Below are 13,856 nucleotides of genomic sequence, written 5' to 3'. Positions count from 1 at the left end.
TTACTGTCCTCCCTTCAATACTTTTAGTTGTACGCCTGCTTGACGAATGGCTTCTTGGGCACCTGCCAAGGCTGCTTTTTCACCTGACAAGACCACCACCAATTCTCCAACAGGAGTACCATCGAGAATTTCGATATTTCCATAGAGGATATTAGCCGTTACTTGGTAGTGCTTGTACAATTCATTCAAAAGTGGCTCGTCTGTTGAAGCCCCTGCGTACTTGAGTTGAACCAAGATACTGTTTTCAGACAAGTGTTCCACGATTTCTTGCTTCTCGATTTTGACCATGGCTTCGTCAATACCTGTAGCTGTTGAGATAAAGTCTTGAGTCAAAGGTTGTTTAGGGTCTGAGAAGATTTCAAGGACACTGCCCTCTTCAATCAAATGTCCATCCTGCATAACTGCCACACGGTTGGCAATATCTTTGACGATCTGCATTTCATGCGTAATTAAGACAACAGTTAAGCCTAATTTTTGGTTCAAATCTTGCAACAAGGCCAAAATCTGCTTGGTTGTCTTAGGGTCAAGGGCAGACGTTGACTCATCTGAAATCAAAATTTTCGGATCATTTGCCAAGGCACGCGCAATGGCCACACGCTGTTTTTGCCCTCCAGATAGCTGTGAAGGGTAATTTTCAGCACGGTCTGCCAAGCCAACCAAGTCCAACAACTTAGCTACTTTAGCCTTCTTTTCTTCCTTGCTGAGTCCAGAGTGTTTGAGGGCAAAGGCTACATTCTCCTCTGCAGTCTTCTGGCTCATCAGATTGAAATGCTGGAAAATCATCCCAATATCCTGACGTTTACGACGTAACTGCTCTGCCGTCAAGGTCACCTTACCATCAAAAATCACATCGTCGTCAATGGTAATTTTGCCTGCAGATGGTTTTTGCAAGAGGTTAATTACCCGTACAAGGGTTGATTTCCCTGCTCCAGAATATCCAACGATTCCGTAGATATCCCCTTCTTGGATGTGAATGGTCACATCCTTGACCGCTGTGATGGTTCTCTTCTTTTGGTGAAAAGTCACATCGATCTGATCTAACTTGATAATATCTCTACTCATAGCTTCTAATCAGCTCCTCTACTAATTCAATATGGGTGTAGTAATCGGCGATTCGCACATTTTCATCTCCACCGTGGTCTCGGCTATTGGCATTTCCTAGACCGAAGGCCACCATTGGCACCTCTAGGGCATCAAAGACCGTATGCATAGGCCCAGTACCTGCCGTAGTCGGCAAGACTGAAACGCCCTGTGGATAGAATTTCTTGGCCAACTCGATCACATTGAGAATGGCTGGCGCGCTCATATCGCTTCGATAGCTCATCTCTCCCAAGGTATAGTATAATTCTACCCTATCAAAGCCATTTTTGTCTAGCTGTTTCCGAATTTTTTCCAGAACATCATGCGGTTCTAAGCCCGGAACCAGACGAACCTCTAGCTTGGCACTGGCTTCTGCAGGCAAAATCGTTTTGACTCCTAGTCCTTGATAACCTGACTGAATCCCTTCGATATTAAGCGCTGGCTCGAAAAAGAAACGTTTTAGAAAGGCCATCCGCTCCTCCTGTAAGAGAGGCAACTCCAATCCATAAATCCGACTGACTTCCTCTGGGTTTCGTTGACCATAAGTTTCTAGCAAGGCCATTTCTCGTTCATTTGGCTCTTGTACTTCTTCGTACAAGCCTTCAACCAAGATACGGCCATCTGCAGCGCGAAGAGACTGTAAGGCTTGAAGGAGATACCAGGGAGCTGATTCCACAACCCCACCATAACTCGAGTGGATATCGACATCAGCGCTTTTCACCTTGGCATCAAAGGTCACAATCCCCTTATTTCCACCAGAAATTTCTAGCTGTTCCAAGGCATTTTTGGTCCCTTGTTCCCAGACCAATAAATCCGCACCACGGAGTTTATCCGCATGTTTTTCCAGATACTTATCTAGGTCTGTCGAGGCCGATTCCTCCGCACCCTCCATGATAAAGCTGATATTGACAGGCAAATCATCATGGTGCTGCATATATTTTCTCAAAGCACTCAAACGAGCTGTGATATGACCCTTGTCGTCATCAACCCCACGTCCATACATGAAACCATTGCGCACCGAAAGCGTAAAGGGATCCTCTGTCCAGACCTGATCTCCGTCCGCTGGCACAGTGTCATAGTGGTTATAGAAAATCAGGGTCTTGGCATCTGGACGTGAACTCTTGAAATGCGCCATGACAAAAGGCGCCGTGTAAGTCTCATCAATCTCCACTTCAGCCCCCACACGCTTGAAAATCTCACCCAGATAGTTTGCGACTTCCTTAAGTCCAACCTGCTGGGCAAAGACCGACTTCTTAGAAATCAAGGTACGCAAAACCTCAAAATAATGCTGGGCTACATGATCTTTTTCAAATTTTTCAATCTGTTCTTGTTCACTAGGAAAAACCATATTCTCTCTACCTTTCTATGAACTACTCTTCCTGACAATCCATGCTCTATACAAAAGCAAGAGGTGGAATTCTCTCTCCCACCTCCCTGTTTCTTATTACCAAACTGGTTGATCCAAACCGTCTGATGTTTCTTCGATAACTTTTTTCACTTCATCTGTATGGTAAGCTGCGATCACTTTCTTGATAGCATCAGCTTTTGGTGATGTTTCCCAATCTTTTTTCGCAACGATGATGTTGTACCATTGTTTTGAATTTTCATCAGCTTGTTCTTTGAAAAGTGCTTTCTTGTAGTCCAATTTTGCTTCTGTAACGAAGGTATTGTTTACAACGGCAGCGTCAACTGATGACAATGAACGAGCTGTTTGGCTAGCGTCCAATTCAGTGATTTTCAAGTTCTTTGGATTTTCTTTGATATTAGCAACTGTTGCAAGAGCAGTTCCTGAAACGTCCAATTTAATCAAGCCAGCTGATTGAAGCAAGTAAAGCGCACGGCTTTCGTTTGTAGCATCGTTCGGTACAGCGATTTCTCCGTTTGCTGGGATGTCTTCTACTTTAGTGTACTTGTTGTCACTTCCATTCAAACCTGAGTAAAGGCGGATTGGAGAGATGTAAGTATCAGCAATCGCTACAAGGTCTTTTCCGTTTTCTTTGTTCCAGTTGTTCAAGAAGTTGTAGTGTTGGAAAGCGTTCAAGTCTACTTCGCCATCAGCAGTTGCCTTGTTTGGTTGTGAGTAGTCTGTGAACTCTGTAAATTCCAAAGTGATACCGTCTTTTTTAACCAATTCTTGGATTTTGTCCCAACGTTTTTCTTCAGAACCGCTACGGTTAACAGTTGCGATTTTGATAGTTGTTGCATTGTCTGCTTTCTTTTCTGAGTTTCCGCAAGCTACAAGAGCCAAACCTGCGACTGTAGCAAGGGCTGCTAGGCCAAGCCATTTTTTGATTTTCATGATTCTTTCTCCTTAAAAATAATACCGTACTAGTATCTCATACTTTGTTTTATTTCACAAATTGTTATTAGATAGTCAGATATATAGTTTAAAACTATATATCTAAGAACTGAGAAATCACCCATCTTATTCAGAATGGATGATTTCAAGAAATTATTTAATATCAGCTTCTGCCGGTAGGTAAGTGTCTCCGAAGAATTGTTTAGACAATTTTTCAAGCGTTCCATCTTTGTAGAGTTCTTTAATGCGTTTGTCTACAAATGATTTCAACTCATCTTGACCCTGAGCAAGAAGTGGGTAAACGTAAGGTTGTTGGTCGCTTGGAAGTTCAATGACTTTCAAGTTATCCAAACCTTGGTTCTTGATCACTGTTTCAACACCGATTTTATCAAAAATCTTATAGTCAAATTGGCCATCGCTCAAACGTACCATGATTTGTTGGAAGTCTGCCTTAGTATAGTTAAGGATAGTTGGGTTGTCCGGGTGTTCAGCGTTGTATGCTTCTAACTGCTTAGCTGATGTAGTGGCTTGAACGACTTCCGTCGATTTTCCACCGATATCAGCGAGAGACTTGATACTAGAGTCATCTTTCTTCACTACAAGGACATTAGGGTTTTGGGCAATTGGTGCGGCATAGAGGTATTTCTCCGCACGTTCCTTAGTGTAGCTAAGATTGTTGACAGCCATATTGTAACGGTCAGCGTCAAGACCAGCAAATACACCTGACCATTCTGTCTTTTCAAATTTGACATCATACTTGTCAGAGTCTTTAAAGATAGCGCGAACGACTTCAATCTCGTAACCAGTCAATTCGCCATTTTCTTCATAGATAAATGGTTTTGGCGAGCCATTGGTTGCAACGATGATTTCTTTCTTGCTAGTCGCTTCTCCTTCTTTCTTAGCACCACCTGAGCAAGCTGCTAACACACCTGCAGCAACAAGAGCAAGGGCCGCAAGAGATGAGTATTTAACAATTTTTTTCATGTCATTTCCTCCAAAATAGAATACCTTATAATCTTAACAGAAAAAGAGCATTTACGCCATTATATGATATCTATCTCTGTGATAAGTTTTCTTTATAGCTAATTTAAAAGATCAAACGCAAGACGGCAATCAAGACCACTCCAAAGAGAACTGTTCCGACTAGATTGCGGTAGCGAAAGGCTACCCAAGCTGTTGGAAAGACGGCTAAGAAATCTAGCCATTTGATTTGAGGTAAGTTACCAACCTTACCTGTCACTACGCTTGAAAGAATCAAGGCAAAGATAATAGAAACGGGCAAGAACTTCAAAAAACGCTCAACGATCGCAGGCAAGCCCTTATACTTGACCAAGATGAAGGGAATCATACGGGGAATCCAGGTCACAAGACCAGAGAAAATAACCGCTAATAAAAGATACTTACTGACCATCTAACACCACCCCCATTGTACAACCAAGTAGCGTCGCAAAGAGAACAGCTAGCGACTGAGACACCACTGTCAAAAGTAAAAAGAAGGACACCGCAACAACTGCTAAGATAATGAGCAGATTACGGACAGGAATCCGTCTTTGCATAATCTGGAATTGCGAAGCAAAAATACCGATAAACATCCCAACTAGGGCAAAATCTAAACCAAAGATTTCTGGATTTGGTAACAGACCACCTAGAGCCGTTCCGACTACTGTTCCCACAAACCAAGCCACATAGCTGTTGAGATTATTTCCGTGCATCCACATAGGATTAACCTTGTCTGTATGGGCTAATTCGCCCATCAAGACGCCATAGGTCTCATCTGTCAAGATACTAGACATACCGATATTGTGCCAGAGACTAGTATGACGGAAATAGGTTGACGCATGCAAACTCAACAAAAAGAGACGCAAATTGATCAAAAAAACCGTCATAGCAATAGCTGCCACAGGTGCTTGAACCGCAATTAGTGCCAACATGGCAAACTGGGCGCTCCCAGCATAAACAAAGAGGCTCATCAAGCCCATCTCAACAGGTGTCATATAGGGCGCACCGATAATCCCACAGGCCAGTCCGATACTAACATATCCAAGGGCCGTTGGCATAGCTGCCTGCGCTCCCTCCCAAAATCCTTTTTCTTTCATCTTTCTCCTCGTATTGTCTTAATAATACTCAATGAAAATCAAAGATCAAACTAGGAAGCTAGCCGCAGGTTGCTCAAAACATTGTTTTGAGGTTGCAGATAGGAGCTGACGCGGTTTGAAGAGATTTTCGAAGAGTATAAGTAGGCTGATAAGAATCCAGCCACAGCATGGACTATTATAACACATTCAGGAAAGAGAAAAAAGTCTGTTGATTGTAGCTATCATAAAAAGACTGGCAGTCCAGTCTCAAACATAAATTATAGAAATTCTTCACTAAATACTTTCACGAAGATTCAGAAGCATGACAAAGGCAACTAGAAGAAATAGCAATAAAACAAAGCTAACTGCCAGAGTTCCAAAGCTAGTAGCAATGGTTACCAAAGCTATTGTAAATAAGCTAGGTAAAACAACCGTAATGGCACCGATAGAAGATTGAACTGCTCCCATTGACTCCTCAGGTATTTGTTTAAAGACGAGTTCTTGCAATCTAGGAGAGAGAACACCTGCGAAAAAGGCATCCAAGGTACTAAAGATGAGAATCCAGTCAAAACGAACTGTGGCAAATCCTACTAGAAGAAGCAACTGGATGACGAGTGAGGCATAGAGAGCTGTTTTTATAGAAATCATATTTTTCAGATAGCCACTTACAAGGCTTCCGACAATCAGGGCTGACAGTTCAAAAGTGGATAGCAAGGCAAGAGATTGACCTGTTTGTAAATTCAAAAAGGGTTGATTCCTCAAAAATAGAGTAGAAACAGGAACTGTAACATTTATCACTGCTTGACTAATAGAAATAATAAACAAAACCAAGAGCACCTTATTCATATTCCATATCAATTTCGATGATTGGAGCAAATGCTGGCAAAAGGATTTTACAGAGAGTCCTTCTTGATAGCTAATCGTTTTTTCTACTTTCAAGAGGTCAGTTTTTATGAATAGGATACCTAAAAATGCGATTAAAAAGGTAAGAGCGTTCAGTAAGGAAATAAACTGGATGGATAGAATACCTAGTAAGACTCCTCCTAGAATATTACTGATTGTTTTCACTAAACTAACAGTTGATTGTTTAAATCCAATAGCTTCTGCCAGATGATCTTGCCCAATAATTCTAATGAAAATCGGAGTGAGCATGGCGCCTGAAAAATAACTCAATGTGTCAGACAAGAGGTTAATCAGACAAATAAATGCTACTAGCAACAAGGAGAAAGACTGCCCTGAAAGTGATAAAGACACTATAGAGTAAAGCAAAAATTTTGCAAAACTAATAATTGTATATTTTAGGACACGATGATGTTGAAAATCCGCCAAAACTCCCAGAAAGATTTGTAGAACTTGGGGCAGGGTTTCTGAAATCGTGATAAGTAAAATCGCCAAAGGGGCAAAAGAGGCATCTGCCACATAATTCAGGAAGGCCAGATAAAAAATCGTATCCCCAAGTGTTGAAATCCACTGGTTGATGGTTAATTGCCTAAAATCTCTATTTTGAAGAAATACTTTCATCGCAACTCCCTTTTAAATTCCAGTTAGAATTTTTATTCCAAAACATCCTAATAAATCCTGTATGCCCAGTCTATCCCATATCATATAGATAGCCTACACAGCCTTTTTCACTGCACACCTCATCATGTCTTTAGCTACTAACCAGATCCTAGTGCAATAACATCAAAATCTGACCAATACCATTGTAGACTATGTGCAGTCCAATAGGCCAATAAATGGACTTGGTTACTCTAAACAAGACTGCAAATATGAGACCGCCACCCATATAGACGAAAAAGTCTGTCAAGACCCAACCATGACTACTAATGTGCAAAATTCCAAATAATATAGCTGATCCAAGTACATCCAATCCCCATTTCTTCCCTTTTTCCAGAGCAGTCATCACTAATCCACGATAAATCATGTCTTCAAAAATGGGACCTGCTATAACAGGATAGAAAAAATACATCAAAAATGCTGTAGCTCCTGTAAAAGTAGGAACATCCAGTTGATAAGCAATTTCATTTTTGGTAGGAGGGAAAAGAAAAAAGGTGACGAAATTCCAAACAACAAAAGCAAGCAGAGCTAGGAAGGAATAGAAAAGATAGGATCCTTTAAACTTTCTACTCTTGATTTTCTGCCATTTGCCTGACTTAACCATAGCAAAAAAAGCAATAAAAACGACAAGAAAATGCAACATCATATCCGACAGATAATAACCAAAGTCAGATAGAACAAGAGCAAAGTCGCTAGATAAAACCAGACCACTAAGGTACTGATAAGCAAGGACGAGTAGAATCGCTATAAAAAAGTAGTATCTTGAAGTTATCTTTCCCATTTTATTTTCTCCTATACTATGAAATAAAGACAGCCCCTACCCAAGAAAAAGGCAAGGACTTTGAATATCAATAATGGCGACGATTAACAGTGGAAGAATCATGGTTAAAATATTTCTCCCAGAAATTAGTGATTGACCAAGACGTTCCTAAACCTCCCCAACTACCACCTGGGATAACGGCATTATACCCAAGTTCCCCTCCATAAACTGTCTCCAACTCAGCTTCTGTCAATTCCATTGTTTCTGCAAATTGTAAATTTAACATCTTTTACACTCCTTCAATTATCTTCATTTGTAAACCACTTCTGCGACCTAGGATTTGCTTCAAGTGCTTTACAAGGACAGTATAACACGGAAATTGGCTTATTTTAGAAAATCGCATATTTGATATTTTCTCTTATAGAAATTTCAGATTTGCGATTTTGGTGAATTTGATTACTTCTCTGGTATAATAAAGTTATTACTAACAAGGAGGGATATAATGATGAAGAAAAGAAAAATACAACTGATACTCCTGCTTATTTCGGAGTGGGTTATTGTCATCCCGTTTTTAACTAATCGATAAGCTCTTTGTATTGCTGCAAACGCAATTCAAAAAGGGCTGTCAATTGTGGATTTTCTAATACTTGCAGAGATTGGATAAAATTTTCAATCTCTTTTTGGTTGCTTCCCTTGGTTTGAAGAAAAATACTCATTTTCTTTAAAAATTGCCACGATACTTTCTCAAAAACATCGTACGGACGCAACATGCTCTCCAACTCGGCTTCGAAGATTGGGATGTAGGAGAAAAGTTTACGCTCCATGAGCTCTGATAAGATATTTAAGAGTCCTTGCTTCATATACAATCGATTGTGTACTAACTCTTTAAATTCTTTAGATTTTTCAAGCAAAGAGGTTGATAAAAATATCAAATCTTGATTGCTCAAGAAGGGCATGGTATTGCAAAAGAGATAGAGTTCAAACCAGGTCCAAGACTCAATAGCGTAGAGGTAGGTAGTTAAAAACTCGCTATCCTCCTCTGCTAGTGGGTAGCTTTTATCTAGTGAGTGGATGGCATCTTTGATTACAATAGCATTCAAACGACGATAGGTCTCTGCCATCTGTTCTTGCTTGATTTTCTCCAATAGTTGCTCTAAGCCAGCGATATCTTGGTGGGCAAAGCGATCCACAACCTTTCGACCGATTCGCATATGTGGAGATTCTTGATAGTTGTTGAGCTTGTGCCCAAACTCATCAAAGGTCACATTTATACCTTGGATGGCTAGGATCAACTTATCTGCAGATAGCATAGACTGCCCTAGTTCAAACTTGGATAGCTGAGAAGCTGTTAGTCCAGCACAAGCCACATCTGACTGCTTGAGCTTTCTAGCCAGGCGCAGTTCCTTGTAAAATTCCCCCAATTCCATTTTTTCAATCATCCTACCACCTCCTAGCTTTTGCATATTATATCATTATTTGTATTCATTTGTCAAAATATTCTGATAGTTAGAAAAAATAAAAAAGCCAGCCTTAAGCTGACTCTTTATTCTATGGTATCAAAAGCGAGGCTTGGTTTGGCATTGAGGTCCAAGTTTGCAAAGTTTTCTTTGTTCCACTCGCTGACACTGGCATAGGCAATCATACCTGCATTGTCTCCGCAGAGGCGCAGAGGTGGAATGATAACCTTGACATCTGTGATTTCAGTTGCTAGGCGTTCTCTGAGACCTTTATTGGCTGCCACACCACCTGCCACGACAAGGGTTTTAACAGGGTATTTCTCCAAAGCCTTCTTGGTTTTAGTCATGAGAATATCCAGTACAGCTGCTTGGAAGGAAGCACACAAATCCTCTGTAGACAGACTTTCTCCCTTTTGCTCAGCATTGTGGCGAAGATTGATAAAGGCAGATTTCAAACCAGAGAATGAAAACTCCAGATTATCTTCCTTAATCATGGCACGAGGAAAGTCATAAATATCCTGCCCCTGATGGGCTAGCTCGTCAATCTCGCGACCGGCAGGATAGGTCAAGCCCATGACACGGCCAACCTTATCATAGGCCTCGCCAACCGCGTCATCTCGCGTTTCCCCAACAATCTTGTAGTCACCAGCCTCCGAAACATAAACCAACTCTGTGTGTCCACCGCTAACCAAGAGGGCTAGCAAGGGAAACTCCAAAGGCTCTACATTTTGAGCTGCCATGAGGTGACCAGCCATGTGGTTAACAGGGATAAGTGGAAGTCCATGTGCCCAAGCAAAGGCCTTAGCAGCTGACAAGCCAACTAGTAAGGCTCCGACCAAGCCTGGTCCATAGGTAACAGCCACAGCTGTCACATCGTCTTCGGTAATCCCTGCTTCTGCCAGAGCCTCCTCGATACAGGCTGTAATGACCTCGACATGGTGACGACTGGCTACTTCAGGCACTACGCCCCCAAAACGTTTGTGACTCTCAATTTGACTAGCAATGACATTGGACAAGAGCTCATCGCCGTTTTTCAAGACGGCGACACTGGTCTCATCACAGGATGTCTCAAATGCTAAAATATATCTATCCTTCATCTATTTCTCTCTTCATGATAATGGCGTCCTCGACTGGGTCATGGTAGTAGGCCTTTCGCTCAGCGATAACTGCCATCTTTTCTTTCTTGTAAAATGCTTGCGCTCGTTGATTTGACTGTCTGACTTCGAGGAAAATCTCCTTATCTGTCGGCAATTGAGCAAACAAGGCTGACGCAATTCCCTGACCCTGATAGTCTCCTTTAACAGCGATTTGCAAGACTTCTGCCTCAAAAAGATTCTCTTGCACAGCTAGAAAGCCAATCACTTCTGTCCCATCATAAGCTAGAGCATACCAAGTCTGGTCTTGGGACAGGTCTGCTTGGATTTGTTCCAGCGTCCACGAACTGACTGGGTAAACAGCTATCATAACAGCGTAGATGGTTTGAGCCAAGTCAGGCTGCTGTTGGATTCGTTTAATTTCTATCATAGGCGTTTAATGTAAGACTCACCAGACTCGGTGTGGTTCTTGAGCCAGTTCTCCTCAGCCTCGACACGTTTGAGGTAGTTAGGCACAAAGTCGTGCAAGGAGTCTGCTTCCTTGTCCCAAGCCAAAAGAGCTAGATTGGCTGCATTAGGCAAGGTTTCTTTGAAATTAGTCCTTGGCAAGTGTTCTTGAATCTGCTCAACAAAGGGACCAACTTCTCCGACAAAGGTTACCTGACTAGCCCCCTTGATTAACTCAATCACTCGCTCAAAGGGCAGGTGCGCTTCTGGCATGACAGGTTTGGCATTTTCATAAAATCCTGCATAAACATTGTTGCGACGCGCATCCATCAAAGGAACGAACAGACCTTCTTGTTGGTATGGCACCAGAGCCAAGAGACTCGACATACCAACCAACTCGATGTTTAGAGTGTGAGCTAAGGTTTTGGCAGTTGCTACCGCAATTCGCAAGCCTGTGTAGCTACCTGGCCCTTCAGCCACCACGATTCGATCCAAATCCTTGGGCGTCCAGTCCAAACTCTCCATCAAAAAATCGATGGCAGGCATAAGGGTAATACTGTGATTTTTCTTGATATTAATCGTTGTCTCGGCAAGAACCTGCTTATCCTCTAAAATAGCGAGAGAAAGAGCCTTGCTGGACGTATCAAAAGCTAATACTTTCATAACACATTCCTATCTTTTTGTCTGCTTACTATTATACTACAAAAGCTGGCACATGGGAATTTTCTTTGCCCCAAACAAGAGTGCCCTCACTTAACTAAAAATAATTTAAAAAAATGTTCACTTTTCCTTTTCTTTTACGAATATAAAAGTGAACAAGAAAAAAGGAGGAAAGTTCAATGACAAATTTTGACGTTCTTGACAATCAATTTTTATCCTTATCTGAAAATGAATTATCAGATATTGATGGCGGTCTCGCTCCCTTGGTTATCTTTGGAGTAGCAGTATCTTGGAAAGCTATTGCAGGTGGAACAGCACTTATAGGTTCTGGTTTGGCAGCTGGTTATTTTTTAGGAGGAGATTAATATGATGAAAGATTTGAACAACTATTGTGAAATTTCTAATAAGGAATTGCAAGAAATAAAGGGTGGCTTTGGTGTAGGTGTTGGTATCGCTTTATTTATGGCAGGTTATACCATTGGAAAAGACCTCCGTAAAAAGTTTGGTAAGTCATGCTAGATAAGAAACACATTTTTAGAAGGATAAATTTTATTGTCTTCATCTCTTACAGTTTGCTCAGCATTCTCAATGATTTAAACATTACTACTATCCCTTTACCATTCGATTTATCTGTTTGTATTGTTTTATTTTTATGCTTCAACTCTATTTTTGAGCAGAACAATGACTCCCATAAAAATAATAAGCCCTGAAAATTCCATTGTCATGTCATTTTTGAAAAATGCAAAGACCACCTCATCTTGATAGATGGGGTGGAATTTTCCTGTCGTAAATCTACTATCTCTATATTCCCAAACAAAAATGCCCTAGCATAAGCAGGGCATCTAAGCATTTAATCCAAAGTAAAATACAAACCAAACGACATAGGTTACGAGGAGGAGAAAAAGCGAGTAGAGAGTCACAAAGGTAATTTTCCACAAGAACTTGGTTTGTCGTCGTTCCAGTTTGGCAAATAGAAGATTCCCCGCATAAACGCAAGCAACAAAAACAATAAAAGCTACCAAGCGAGCTCCGATAGCAAAAGCAAATAAGTTATACATAGGGCAACCTCCTTAGTTTAAAATTATCTTAATAAGTAAAGTGAAATATTGCATAAGTATCCATTTTTAATATCGCAAATATATTTTTTAAAGACATAAACACATCTACAAGCGCCTATAAACAGAAACCTTAAAAGATAAGTTAAAACTTATAAAATAAGATTCTGTTCATAGACACCAATATTCATATCAACACTTTTACGTAACAACTCATATTTTACAAAAACTTAGTCTTATACGAATCTAGAAAATAGAGCCACAGCTGCTCTTGCATATGCTCCTTTAGTTGTATTCCAAGCATTATTTGCTACAATAGGAGATAATCTTATTAGGAATGCGGCATTGCAACTTCTATTATCTGCTAAAAATCCCTTAAAACACTTATCATGATAGAAACAAGCCATATCTAAATCATCAATAGCTGGAATAGAATATCCATTATTTCCATAACCACAATAATTACCATAAGAGCCTATAGAAAAAAGAGAGCGATCCATTCTAGCCAAAGCAGTTGACTCTCCGTTAGTCTCTATATCCGTTACGATTTCGTTTAAAACACGCCCTACCTCCAAAGCTTCATTATCTAAACCAAGCTCCTCTGCTTTATCTAATCTAACTACAGGGAAACCATGTTCATTCAATTCGGTAACTTTATCCAATTCAGATAACCAAGAATATTCTACTCTGTGATTAGACTCTAGTGCTGAAGCAGAACTATAAATAGCAAATAAAGTTGTGGTGAAAAAAGCCAAAACAATCAAAATAAAACTAAACTTATGTTTCATCGCAGAATCCTTTCTCTATTGAGCTCATACTATCAAATACATCAATAGTATCTATAAAGTTAAACATAATAGCAATAGCACTAAACAATATAGTTTCCGAATTATTTCCTTTCCAGCTTAGACTATTTCTTTCTATTATTATAGCACATACTTTTTGAAATTGCAAGCGCTTACTAAAGAAATCGTCCCCTGACTTTCTCGTTCCCGTCTTTTACTAATTTTTCATTTTGTGGTATAATTGAAATAATTGTAACGAATCAAGGTCAATCTAGACACAAAATGGAATGAAATCAAGCAAATCTATGCTAAAAGTTTGGAATAAGCTGACCTGTAAATAGAAAGGAACTATATGATTTACAAAGTTTTTTATCAAGAAACAAAAGAACGTAGCCCACGTCGTGAAACAACACGCGCACTTTACCTAGACATCGATGCCAACTCAGAACTTGAGGGTCGTATCGCTGCTCGCCAACTTGTCGAAGAAAATCGCCCAGAGTACAATATCGAGTATATCGAACTCTTGTCTGACAAATTGCTAGATTACGAAAAAGAAACTGGCGCCTTCGAAATTACGGAGTTCTAAT

Annotated in this window: 18 protein-coding genes; 3 read left to right on the top strand and 15 right to left on the bottom strand. The window is 40.4% G+C overall.

Annotated features, from left to right (window positions below; genetic code table 11):
* From HT729_RS01295 to tsaB, 13 genes are all read right to left on the bottom strand, one after another.
* Positions 1-1,062 (bottom strand): methionine ABC transporter ATP-binding protein, encoded by a 1,062-nt coding sequence (locus HT729_RS01295; protein WP_000085662.1) that lies wholly within the window; start codon positions 1,060-1,062, stop codon positions 1-3.
* Entirely contained in the window at positions 1,055-2,428 is a 1,374-nt protein-coding gene (locus HT729_RS01290; RefSeq protein WP_050142626.1) for a M20/M25/M40 family metallo-hydrolase, read from the bottom strand. The genes HT729_RS01295 and HT729_RS01290 overlap by 8 nt, the downstream gene beginning before the upstream one ends.
* 96 nt (positions 2,429-2,524) lie before the next feature.
* Entirely contained in the window at positions 2,525-3,379 is an 855-nt protein-coding gene (locus tag HT729_RS01285; protein WP_172931577.1) for a MetQ/NlpA family ABC transporter substrate-binding protein, read from the bottom strand.
* Positions 3,380-3,532: 153 nt separating this feature from the next.
* Positions 3,533-4,363 carry an amino acid ABC transporter substrate-binding protein gene (locus HT729_RS01280; RefSeq protein ID WP_000724933.1) on the bottom strand — a complete coding sequence of 277 codons (831 nt, stop codon included), beginning with the start codon at positions 4,361-4,363 and terminating at the stop codon, positions 3,533-3,535.
* A gap of 103 nt (positions 4,364-4,466) precedes the next feature.
* Complete coding sequence (locus tag HT729_RS01275) at positions 4,467-4,790, bottom strand: AzlD domain-containing protein (protein ID WP_000253931.1); 324 nt, start codon at positions 4,788-4,790, stop codon at positions 4,467-4,469.
* Positions 4,780-5,475, bottom strand: coding sequence for an AzlC family ABC transporter permease (locus HT729_RS01270; RefSeq protein ID WP_172931576.1), 696 nt, complete (start codon positions 5,473-5,475; stop codon positions 4,780-4,782). The genes HT729_RS01275 and HT729_RS01270 overlap by 11 nt, the downstream gene beginning before the upstream one ends.
* A gap of 273 nt (positions 5,476-5,748) precedes the next feature.
* Positions 5,749-6,975, bottom strand: coding sequence for an MFS transporter (locus tag HT729_RS01265; protein WP_172931575.1), 1,227 nt, complete (start codon positions 6,973-6,975; stop codon positions 5,749-5,751).
* A gap of 148 nt (positions 6,976-7,123) precedes the next feature.
* Entirely contained in the window at positions 7,124-7,792 is a 669-nt protein-coding gene (locus HT729_RS01260; protein WP_050207623.1) for a CPBP family intramembrane glutamic endopeptidase, read from the bottom strand.
* 67 nt (positions 7,793-7,859) lie between these two features.
* Positions 7,860-8,057 carry a peptide pheromone VP1 gene (locus tag HT729_RS01255; RefSeq protein WP_000933471.1) on the bottom strand — a complete coding sequence of 66 codons (198 nt, stop codon included), beginning with the start codon at positions 8,055-8,057 and terminating at the stop codon, positions 7,860-7,862.
* Between the two features lie 289 nt (positions 8,058-8,346).
* Entirely contained in the window at positions 8,347-9,210 is an 864-nt protein-coding gene (locus tag HT729_RS01250) for an XRE/MutR family transcriptional regulator (protein WP_172931574.1), read from the bottom strand.
* A 104-nt stretch (positions 9,211-9,314) separates the two neighbouring features.
* Positions 9,315-10,325, bottom strand: coding sequence for a tRNA (adenosine(37)-N6)-threonylcarbamoyltransferase complex transferase subunit TsaD (gene tsaD / locus HT729_RS01245; protein ID WP_172931573.1), 1,011 nt, complete (start codon positions 10,323-10,325; stop codon positions 9,315-9,317).
* The gene (gene rimI, locus HT729_RS01240; RefSeq protein WP_172931572.1) at positions 10,315-10,752 is read right to left on the bottom strand and encodes a ribosomal protein S18-alanine N-acetyltransferase; all 438 of its coding nucleotides are present in this window, start codon (positions 10,750-10,752) and stop codon (positions 10,315-10,317) included. Before rimI ends, tsaD begins: the two co-directional genes overlap by 11 nt.
* On the bottom strand, positions 10,749-11,432 hold the full coding sequence (gene tsaB, locus HT729_RS01235) for a tRNA (adenosine(37)-N6)-threonylcarbamoyltransferase complex dimerization subunit type 1 TsaB (RefSeq protein WP_024057075.1): 684 nt from the start codon (positions 11,430-11,432) through the stop codon (positions 10,749-10,751). The genes rimI and tsaB overlap by 4 nt, the downstream gene beginning before the upstream one ends.
* 176 nt (positions 11,433-11,608) lie before the next feature.
* Here tsaB and cibA point away from each other — a divergent pair, with 176 nt between their 5' ends.
* Together cibA and cibB are read left to right on the top strand one after the other, a co-directional pair.
* Positions 11,609-11,794: a fratricide two-peptide bacteriocin subunit CibA gene (cibA, locus tag HT729_RS01230; RefSeq protein WP_000180841.1), complete on the top strand. Its 186-nt coding sequence runs from the start codon at positions 11,609-11,611 to the stop codon at positions 11,792-11,794.
* Position 11,795: 1 nt separating this feature from the next.
* On the top strand, positions 11,796-11,948 hold the full coding sequence (gene cibB, locus HT729_RS01225; protein ID WP_000974044.1) for a fratricide two-peptide bacteriocin subunit CibB: 153 nt from the start codon (positions 11,796-11,798) through the stop codon (positions 11,946-11,948).
* A 323-nt stretch (positions 11,949-12,271) separates the two neighbouring features.
* On the opposite strand, the gene HT729_RS01220 is transcribed toward cibB, so the two are convergent.
* Together HT729_RS01220 and HT729_RS11850 are read right to left on the bottom strand one after the other, a co-directional pair.
* The gene (locus HT729_RS01220) at positions 12,272-12,487 is read right to left on the bottom strand and encodes a hypothetical protein (protein ID WP_000282478.1); all 216 of its coding nucleotides are present in this window, start codon (positions 12,485-12,487) and stop codon (positions 12,272-12,274) included.
* Between the two features lie 233 nt (positions 12,488-12,720).
* A complete protein-coding gene (locus HT729_RS11850) occupies positions 12,721-13,272 on the bottom strand; it encodes a phospholipase A2 family protein (protein WP_240164408.1) in 552 nt (183 codons plus the stop codon).
* A gap of 349 nt (positions 13,273-13,621) precedes the next feature.
* Here HT729_RS11850 and HT729_RS01210 point away from each other — a divergent pair, with 349 nt between their 5' ends.
* The gene (locus HT729_RS01210; protein WP_000639571.1) at positions 13,622-13,855 is read left to right on the top strand and encodes a DNA-dependent RNA polymerase subunit epsilon; all 234 of its coding nucleotides are present in this window, start codon (positions 13,622-13,624) and stop codon (positions 13,853-13,855) included.
* Position 13,856 lies beyond the last annotated feature (1 nt).

This window comes from Streptococcus sp. 79, from assembly GCF_013277425.1.
Classification (GTDB): Bacteria; Bacillota; Bacilli; order Lactobacillales; family Streptococcaceae; genus Streptococcus; species Streptococcus pseudopneumoniae.
The sequence above is the reverse complement of the archived record's forward strand: the minus strand, read 5'-3'. Positions and strand labels throughout refer to the sequence as shown.

What these genes read in the sequence shown, in the direction of transcription:
- HT729_RS01220 (WP_000282478.1), bottom strand. Translation starts at nt 12,487, where the DNA reads ATGTATAACTTATTTGCTTTTGCTATCGGAGCTCGCTTGGTAGCTTTT.
- HT729_RS01210 (WP_000639571.1), top strand. Translation starts at nt 13,622, where the DNA reads ATGATTTACAAAGTTTTTTATCAAGAAACAAAAGAACGTAGCCCACGT.
- HT729_RS11850 (WP_240164408.1), bottom strand. Translation starts at nt 13,272, where the DNA reads ATGAAACATAAGTTTAGTTTTATTTTGATTGTTTTGGCTTTTTTCACC.
- HT729_RS01290 (WP_050142626.1), bottom strand. Translation starts at nt 2,428, where the DNA reads ATGGTTTTTCCTAGTGAACAAGAACAGATTGAAAAATTTGAAAAAGAT.
- HT729_RS01280 (WP_000724933.1), bottom strand. Translation starts at nt 4,363, where the DNA reads ATGAAAAAAATTGTTAAATACTCATCTCTTGCGGCCCTTGCTCTTGTT.
- HT729_RS01270 (WP_172931576.1), bottom strand. Translation starts at nt 5,475, where the DNA reads ATGAAAGAAAAAGGATTTTGGGAGGGAGCGCAGGCAGCTATGCCAACG.
- HT729_RS01250 (WP_172931574.1), bottom strand. Translation starts at nt 9,210, where the DNA reads ATGATTGAAAAAATGGAATTGGGGGAATTTTACAAGGAACTGCGCCTG.
- HT729_RS01260 (WP_050207623.1), bottom strand. Translation starts at nt 7,792, where the DNA reads ATGGGAAAGATAACTTCAAGATACTACTTTTTTATAGCGATTCTACTC.
- tsaB (WP_024057075.1), bottom strand. Translation starts at nt 11,432, where the DNA reads ATGAAAGTATTAGCTTTTGATACGTCCAGCAAGGCTCTTTCTCTCGCT.
- HT729_RS01265 (WP_172931575.1), bottom strand. Translation starts at nt 6,975, where the DNA reads ATGAAAGTATTTCTTCAAAATAGAGATTTTAGGCAATTAACCATCAAC.
- HT729_RS01285 (WP_172931577.1), bottom strand. Translation starts at nt 3,379, where the DNA reads ATGAAAATCAAAAAATGGCTTGGCCTAGCAGCCCTTGCTACAGTCGCA.
- rimI (WP_172931572.1), bottom strand. Translation starts at nt 10,752, where the DNA reads ATGATAGAAATTAAACGAATCCAACAGCAGCCTGACTTGGCTCAAACC.
- HT729_RS01255 (WP_000933471.1), bottom strand. Translation starts at nt 8,057, where the DNA reads ATGTTAAATTTACAATTTGCAGAAACAATGGAATTGACAGAAGCTGAG.
- HT729_RS01295 (WP_000085662.1), bottom strand. Translation starts at nt 1,062, where the DNA reads ATGAGTAGAGATATTATCAAGTTAGATCAGATCGATGTGACTTTTCAC.
- HT729_RS01275 (WP_000253931.1), bottom strand. Translation starts at nt 4,790, where the DNA reads ATGGTCAGTAAGTATCTTTTATTAGCGGTTATTTTCTCTGGTCTTGTG.
- cibB (WP_000974044.1), top strand. Translation starts at nt 11,796, where the DNA reads ATGATGAAAGATTTGAACAACTATTGTGAAATTTCTAATAAGGAATTG.
- cibA (WP_000180841.1), top strand. Translation starts at nt 11,609, where the DNA reads ATGACAAATTTTGACGTTCTTGACAATCAATTTTTATCCTTATCTGAA.
- tsaD (WP_172931573.1), bottom strand. Translation starts at nt 10,325, where the DNA reads ATGAAGGATAGATATATTTTAGCATTTGAGACATCCTGTGATGAGACC.